Source organism: Calothrix sp. CBUCES-K 9914, assembly GCF_059640475.1.
This window is the reverse complement of sequence record NZ_JBXXZH010000379.1, coordinates 1-6,540: the sequence shown is the minus strand read 5'-3', so window position 1 is coordinate 6,540 and position 6,540 is coordinate 1. Positions and strand designations below refer to the sequence as shown.

General features: G+C 38.0%; 4 protein-coding genes. 1 reads left to right on the top strand and 3 read right to left on the bottom strand.

Annotated elements, in window-relative coordinates; genetic code table 11:
• Window positions 1-405 precede the first annotated feature (405 nt).
• Complete coding sequence (locus AC2JBO_RS41760; protein WP_496959513.1) at window positions 406-1,302, bottom strand: aspartoacylase; 897 nt, start codon at window positions 1,300-1,302, stop codon at window positions 406-408.
• A gap of 143 nt (window positions 1,303-1,445) precedes the next feature.
• On the opposite strand from AC2JBO_RS41760, the gene AC2JBO_RS41755 reads away from it, so the two are divergent.
• On the top strand, window positions 1,446-2,330 hold the full coding sequence (locus AC2JBO_RS41755) for a GNAT family N-acetyltransferase (RefSeq protein WP_496959512.1): 885 nt from the start codon (window positions 1,446-1,448) through the stop codon (window positions 2,328-2,330).
• A gap of 273 nt (window positions 2,331-2,603) precedes the next feature.
• Here AC2JBO_RS41755 and AC2JBO_RS41750 read toward each other — a convergent pair whose 3' ends face one another.
• The gene (locus tag AC2JBO_RS41750) at window positions 2,604-3,326 is read right to left on the bottom strand and encodes a hypothetical protein (protein ID WP_496959511.1); all 723 of its coding nucleotides are present in this window, start codon (window positions 3,324-3,326) and stop codon (window positions 2,604-2,606) included.
• A 66-nt stretch (window positions 3,327-3,392) separates the two neighbouring features.
• On the bottom strand, window positions 3,393-6,540 hold a 3,148-nt coding region (locus tag AC2JBO_RS41745; protein ID WP_496959510.1), incomplete at its 5' end, for an ATP-dependent helicase.

Here is a 6,540-nt window from a genome sequence, read left to right as displayed (position 1 = left end):
TTGACCTTTTATCAGCAAGCATAAGTTTAAGAAAGTTATCGCGATTTTGTTTGTCAATGTTGGCGCCGTTACTGCATTTATCTTGATAGTTCGCGGTTGCTGAATCGGGGCTAGTCATAACCAATGCTGGTACAGGCACGGACTGAGCAGCAGTGTGCCCACTATAAGCGAAGAGTGGGAGAATACATAAAGTGAAAAAAATAAAGCGCATTAAATGGGACTTACGTGAATTAATGTGTACAATCAAGATTAACTCATGTTTATATGGCGCCGAAGCACATTTATATATTTTTATCGGTTCCTTCTTGTGAGTGCCACTGAATTAAAGAAGGCGCCAATGCGATAATTTGTGCTTAGGCACCTAAAATTAAAGTAGAGGGCACCTAAAATTTGCTGAAATGTTTATTATATTGTTATTTGATGCTTTTGTGTTAAACACATTGCTATGCCTTTTTCGTAGTGTGCTGCTTCATTGATAAAAGTTGGATAGACAACAGAGTTTCCTTTGTAGGGAATCGTTTGACCATCCAACGTTAATAACATTGGGTCATTAGGATGTAAAGCCTGATAATCTTTGAATTCAAGTTGAGGATGAACCATAGCCTGAATTTCTCCTTGTTCGTTTCTTGGAAAATAAACTGCTTCGATATACTTGTAGAGGATAAGAGTATTTGGTTTAAATGGAATTTCTCCGATGTTATACTTTTGTAAATAATCTAAAATGGCATAAACAAGGGCTTCAGTTTTTAGAAAAATGTCAGCATTTAAAACACCTTGAGCAACGGTGCCAACCTCAACACAAAGACTCGATTTAGCAAGCGCGCGCAGTGGAAGAAGATTGGGACTCGGATATAAGTCTCCAAAACTATAAACTTTGATTTCAGAATTTACAGAACTGAGGTAGGCAGCTAGCTGTAAACTGAATAAATCATCATTATCCACAATCAGCGTCAATCCCATGTTGGTGGTTGTACTATGTACATCAACAATAAAATCAATTGGGTTTTCACTATTGAGTCCAAACATTTGGTCAATTTCTTTGGCTCGTAAATTCTCGTAACCAGAAAGTGTTGTATCCTGTAAATCAAGGCGAGAAAAGCAATGATTGAGGTCTCTATCTATATATCGTCTTACTTCTGTAAATGCTTTAGGATTAGCAAACAATGTTAGTGTTTTAAAACTTTCGCGACGAATTAGCTCGCTTAATTTTTGGAACTTTTTGATTAGATATGCTCCGGTAAACTCGTTTCCATGAGTCCCACCTACAATCAACACTCGATTTAGCTTGCTGTTACTCTTCATATTGGCTCTCCAATCGCAAGGCGTGTAGGTCGGTTAATAAATATATTTTGCACTATGAAGTGAGTGGCGCCACTCGCTATAATTTTATGTAGTATATAGTTGACTTCACGCAAGCAATACTGACGCACTGATGGGAGATAAAAATGCCCACGATTCAGATATTAAAACCTGGTGATGAAGAGGCTCTTGAGGCTTTTCTAATACAACATACTAGTACTTCGATGTTCCTACGGTCAAATTCCCGCGCGGTTGGACTATTGGACAACGGTGAAAGATTTCAGGGGACATATGTTGCAGCATATGAAGATGGTCAAATCGTTGCAGTTGCTGCACACTATTGGAATGGTATAATAATTCCCCAAGCTCCTGTTTACCTTGAGGAACTGATTAAAACTGCTGTAACTCAATCAGGTCATATGATTTCTGGAATTAGTGGACCAGCGAACCAAGTTGAAGCTACTTCATACATTCTAGAACTTGAAGAAAAACAAATTTGTCTTGCTGAACGAGAAATCTTATTTTCTCTACCACTTTGTGATTTAAAAGTTCCGGATTCCTTAACATATGGAGAAGTCCTGTGTCGGTTGCCTGAGCTAGAAGAATTAGAATTGCTTGCTAAGTGGTGTGCTGCTTACACAGTGGAAACGGAAACGCTAGGGCAAACAGAAACACCAAAGTTGCTATCTGAGTGTCAACAAACTGTACAAAGGCGCCAGTTAGATAAGGTTCATTTTTGTCTAATTAAAGAAAAAAAGCCAGTTGCTTACTGTACTTTTAATGCTCAATTACCTGATATTGTACAAATTGGTGGAGTCTTCACACCTCTTAATATGCGGGGTAATGGATATGCAAAATGTGTTGTTGCTGGCGCCTTATTACACGCGCGCTCCAATGGAGTAACCCAAGCTATCCTGTTCACTTGTAAAAACAATGTAGCCGCACAATCTGCCTATAAAGCTATTGGATTTGTGCCAACCGGGGAAGAATATGGTTTGTTGCTATTACATGATGCTGTTGCAGGCAGATAATTCAAAGCTCTCCACACCGTTAAATTTGATGACAATAGACATTAACAAGAGCGCACTTTAGTCCAACCCTTGCTTTTATATGCTTATTAGCTCTACATTTAACGACATACATGGTGCCTGCTATTACATCAATTATCACGGCGCCTTAATATCCGACTGAATCGGCTTTCTTCAAGGCGCCGTCACTGAAGCTGTATCAGAACTTGAAAGCACTCACATATATAACGAAAACGGTGCCATTGATAACGCTAATTACCAGTATTTATAGATAAATTAATTTTGTGGCGCCGTCCATCCATTTGCTCCGCAGACTCCTGGTTGATTTTGAGGCACAAGTGTAGACAAGCACCAATAATTTTTCCCATCATATACAACGCCATTTTTAATCAATTTTAACTCAGAAATTGATCTCCATTCGTGATTCCCTCCTTCATCACGAGATCGATATCTTTTTCCCTTAACTTCTAAAACCAAATCCGTAACTTCTAACCAATAAATACCCTCTGCAATCTGAGTTGAACTATTATTTGACTTTGAGATTTCTTCAGCTACTGCACAAACACTACTTAGTAATGAGAGGCTTGCTGGAGAATTGGCAGGAATCGCAGTTACCCTACCATCTAAATTAACTATCCATCCACGCTCTGTAATTAACTTACTCAAATTAGAGACATTAGATATTTGCAAAATCTTTTTGATTTCTTGAGCATTTGCCCAGCGAGGAGTAGGTAATTTTAATTGACTAATACTTTCATTTCTTTGAATCTTACCTTTATGGCAATATGGTGTAACTCCAATATTTTGCTTGAATAAATCATTTTTTTCTATCCCATATTTGAATACTGTCCAACCATTTTGGCTAACAGGGTTGGCATTTGTCTCAACAGACAAAGTGGCTCCATCACTTGTTTTTTCCTTCATCCGTATTGTTCTACCAATTGCAAACTCTTGAGTCACGAAAGAGATAATAAGTGCAAACAAACAGATTTTTTTCATGTTTAGGGTATTCCAGTTCAACACAATTAATAGCTAGACTTGATTTCTAAGTACCAGTTCCTCAAATTATCGGCAGACTCGAATTTGCGGAATAACAACAAACCAATCTTCGATAATTTCTCCAGATACTTCATTTATATTTAGATGACGATATATACTTTTAATAGTTACCTCACCTGGACGAAACTTAAATTTTTCTGGCACACATCCTTTTTTAGATAACTCTTCGTTTGCTCTCCTTGATAAGGCGCCAATACATTGACCATCTACGGTAAAAATATTCCAACCGTTTTGATTAGAGTTTACTTTCATTGATAATTCGGCACCTTCAGTCAAGTTGATAATGACTTGCTGTTTGCTCTTCGTATTGTAATTGCTTAGAAAAATATCTCCAGGAGTTAAGTCCATATAGAACATTTGCTCTGGCAATGAATCAGTCTTTACAGTCATTCGTTCTGGAACGGCGCCTGTTTCATGTACAAACAGCGATTGCTTAGTAGTGCATATAGTCAATTCTTCTTTAGCGCGCGTCATTGCTACATAAAACAATCTCCGCTCAGACTCAATTTCAGTATTCTTTGTGCTAAAACCATCTCCGAGTAATATGACGTTATGGAATTCAAGACCTTTGGCGCCGTGACAAGTTGTAACGAGTACAGCATCTTCATCTCTAGCAGCTTCAAAGGTTTCATTAAATTCAAATATCGAAGTGAGAATGTCAGCGGCACTAATAGGTAATGCCCCGTCTTCAATGCCGTATCCTCGTTCAATATCAATATCACGCGCGATTTTAAGGAGTATTTTAACTGTTGGTTCAGTTAATCGGCGCCCCCATGTAGTAAAACAAGCTTCAAACCAGTTTAAAACTGATTTGTCTGGTGTCAGGATTTGATGACGTTTAGCTTTTAGTTGGTCAATAAGTTTACAGGTAATGTAATTTCTGACAAGTTTGATACCATCTTTCTTTAAAGTACAAGTTGGAACACCTTCCCTTTCCAAAAGTAATCGAATTGCATCTAGGCTACCCCAGTGTCTAGCTAGTACAGCTATATCTCGAAGTTTGGCGCCGGAGTGTTCTATCTGAGAAGAAATGCGTTGTTGTATCCATGTTGCTTGACTTTCAATGCTACCAAAGGTGTAAGCTTCAACGGGAAAACCTTTATAACCCTGGCGCCCGTTATCTATCCGTACTTGTTCTGAATCTGTAAGCTTACAACGTTGTTTATTATTGGCAATTAATTTATTCGCAGCTTCAATTATTGATTCAGTAGAACGATAATTTTCATTCAGTAATAAACGTTTCGCTTTATACTCTTTTGTAAATTGAATTATGTATTTATTATCAGTACGTCTGAACTCATAGATATTTTGGTCATCATCACCAATAACACAAAGATTTATTTGTACTGACCGTTCGGTGTCGTCAGAGTCATTTAAACCTGCGATTAATGTAATTAAACGATACTCAGTCTCGCTAACATCTTGATACTCATCAACAAATATATGTTCGAGTTTACCAAGTAGTTGAATACGTCGCTGTTGCGTATCGTCAGACTCTTCTGAGGATTCCTCACCCTTCTCTAGAAGTACACATGCTTCAGTGATTAATTTATCAAAATCAAACTCTTGAGATTTAGTGTTTTCCCCAAGAGTACGACCTAATAAAGCTAGAGATAAACCGTGGAAGGTAAAAACACGAATCCGCACGGCAAGGTTGCCTATTAACTTCTGCAACCTGACTTTTATTTCTGTAATTGCGTTTCGGTTATAAGCCAACACTAATATACTTTGCGGTTCAACTCGTTTAACTTTTACCAAGTAAGCAATACGATGAACAATAGTTCTAGTTTTACCCGAACCTGGACCAGCGATTACAGCTAGTGCGTGGTCATCAAACAAAACAATTTTTTTCTGAGACTCGTTTAGTGTTTCTATAATACTGTTGTAATCAGATGGTATTACAGGGCGAGTAGTTTCTTCACCACTTGGTAGTTGATGAGTCTGAGTAAATTCTTCGTGGACTTTACCGAAATAATCATCTATATATTGCAGGCGCCGTTCGGGTGGAACTTCCCCGTATTTCAACATGTAATGAGTACGCCTTGTTTGCTCATCGTAGCGAGCTTTTATATCAGGGTAGCGTCTACTTACTCTGCTTACATTGGCGCCTTTAATAACCCGCACTTTTAAAGAGTGTTGGAATAAATTAAGGCCTTCACTCAAACGAATAATTTTTCTTTGATGCAACCACAAGAGTATTTGTTCTAGCTCTTTACTATCCCAAACTAATTGCGTACTCTCGGCAACTTCGGTTGCTAAACGTTCTAATTCGTACTTTAAAGGTATAAGAGCGCCTCTTTTATCTTCTAATGCTGTATAAAGTATTTTGAGTACATCGTTGGATAAGATTTGATGGCGCCCTAAGTTTTCACTTACCTTGATATCTCGAAGTTTCACAACATCGCGCGTAACGTGGTTAAGTTTAATCCATTTCTGATTAGCCCAACCTTCTAAAATATCCATTAATACTGAAGCTCTAAGTTTTTTAGAGTTATCTGGGTCGAGACGAGAAGCTAAACCGCGTAAGTTGATTTGAACTTCGGGCGCCGAACCTAACATTTCGGTCAGTACTTCTAATAGCTGTTTTTCTAATTCACGTTTACTGTCGTGTAAATTACGCGCGTCTCCTGTAACTCCCTTCGTTATCATCAGAGCAATTGGAATCTCAACCGAACAAACACCAGCTTTCTTTAACTCTCTAATTCTTGAACTCAGTTCTTTAGTACTAATACCAGATTCATCGCTGAGTCTATCGATAGGGAAATGTTCATTTGTTTGCCCAAAGTACGTTTTAGCTGTGTGCATTGCTAAAATTAACCCTTCAAAAATTTTTATCTCTGATTGAGGCAAATTTTGCTTCCTGCTGTATTGTTCAAAATCAAAGCGAGATTCATCGTAAGTTTTGTGTAGCAATTCAAACTGAATAAAAGTTGATAAATTCTCCGCACGCTCAAGTAAACCAAATTTTTCTAGGTGATGTAAAGCTACTTTGATTTTAGTGTCGCGTTGTTCGGGCGCCGAATCGAACTCTTCATCAAAATCTCCTTCTGAGACAATTTCGTTAGGAGTTACCCAAAACCATTCCTCGGAGGCGCCTTTATGAATCCGGTTCCGTAAATACCTTGTTGATATAAAAGTATTTTTTAAATCCTGC

Coding starts and splice junctions, on each gene's coding strand:
- AC2JBO_RS41755 (WP_496959512.1), top strand. CDS start 1,446: ATGCCCACGATTCAGATATTAAAACCTGGTGATGAAGAGGCTCTTGAG.
- AC2JBO_RS41750 (WP_496959511.1), bottom strand. CDS start 3,326: ATGAAAAAAATCTGTTTGTTTGCACTTATTATCTCTTTCGTGACTCAA.
- AC2JBO_RS41760 (WP_496959513.1), bottom strand. CDS start 1,302: ATGAAGAGTAACAGCAAGCTAAATCGAGTGTTGATTGTAGGTGGGACT.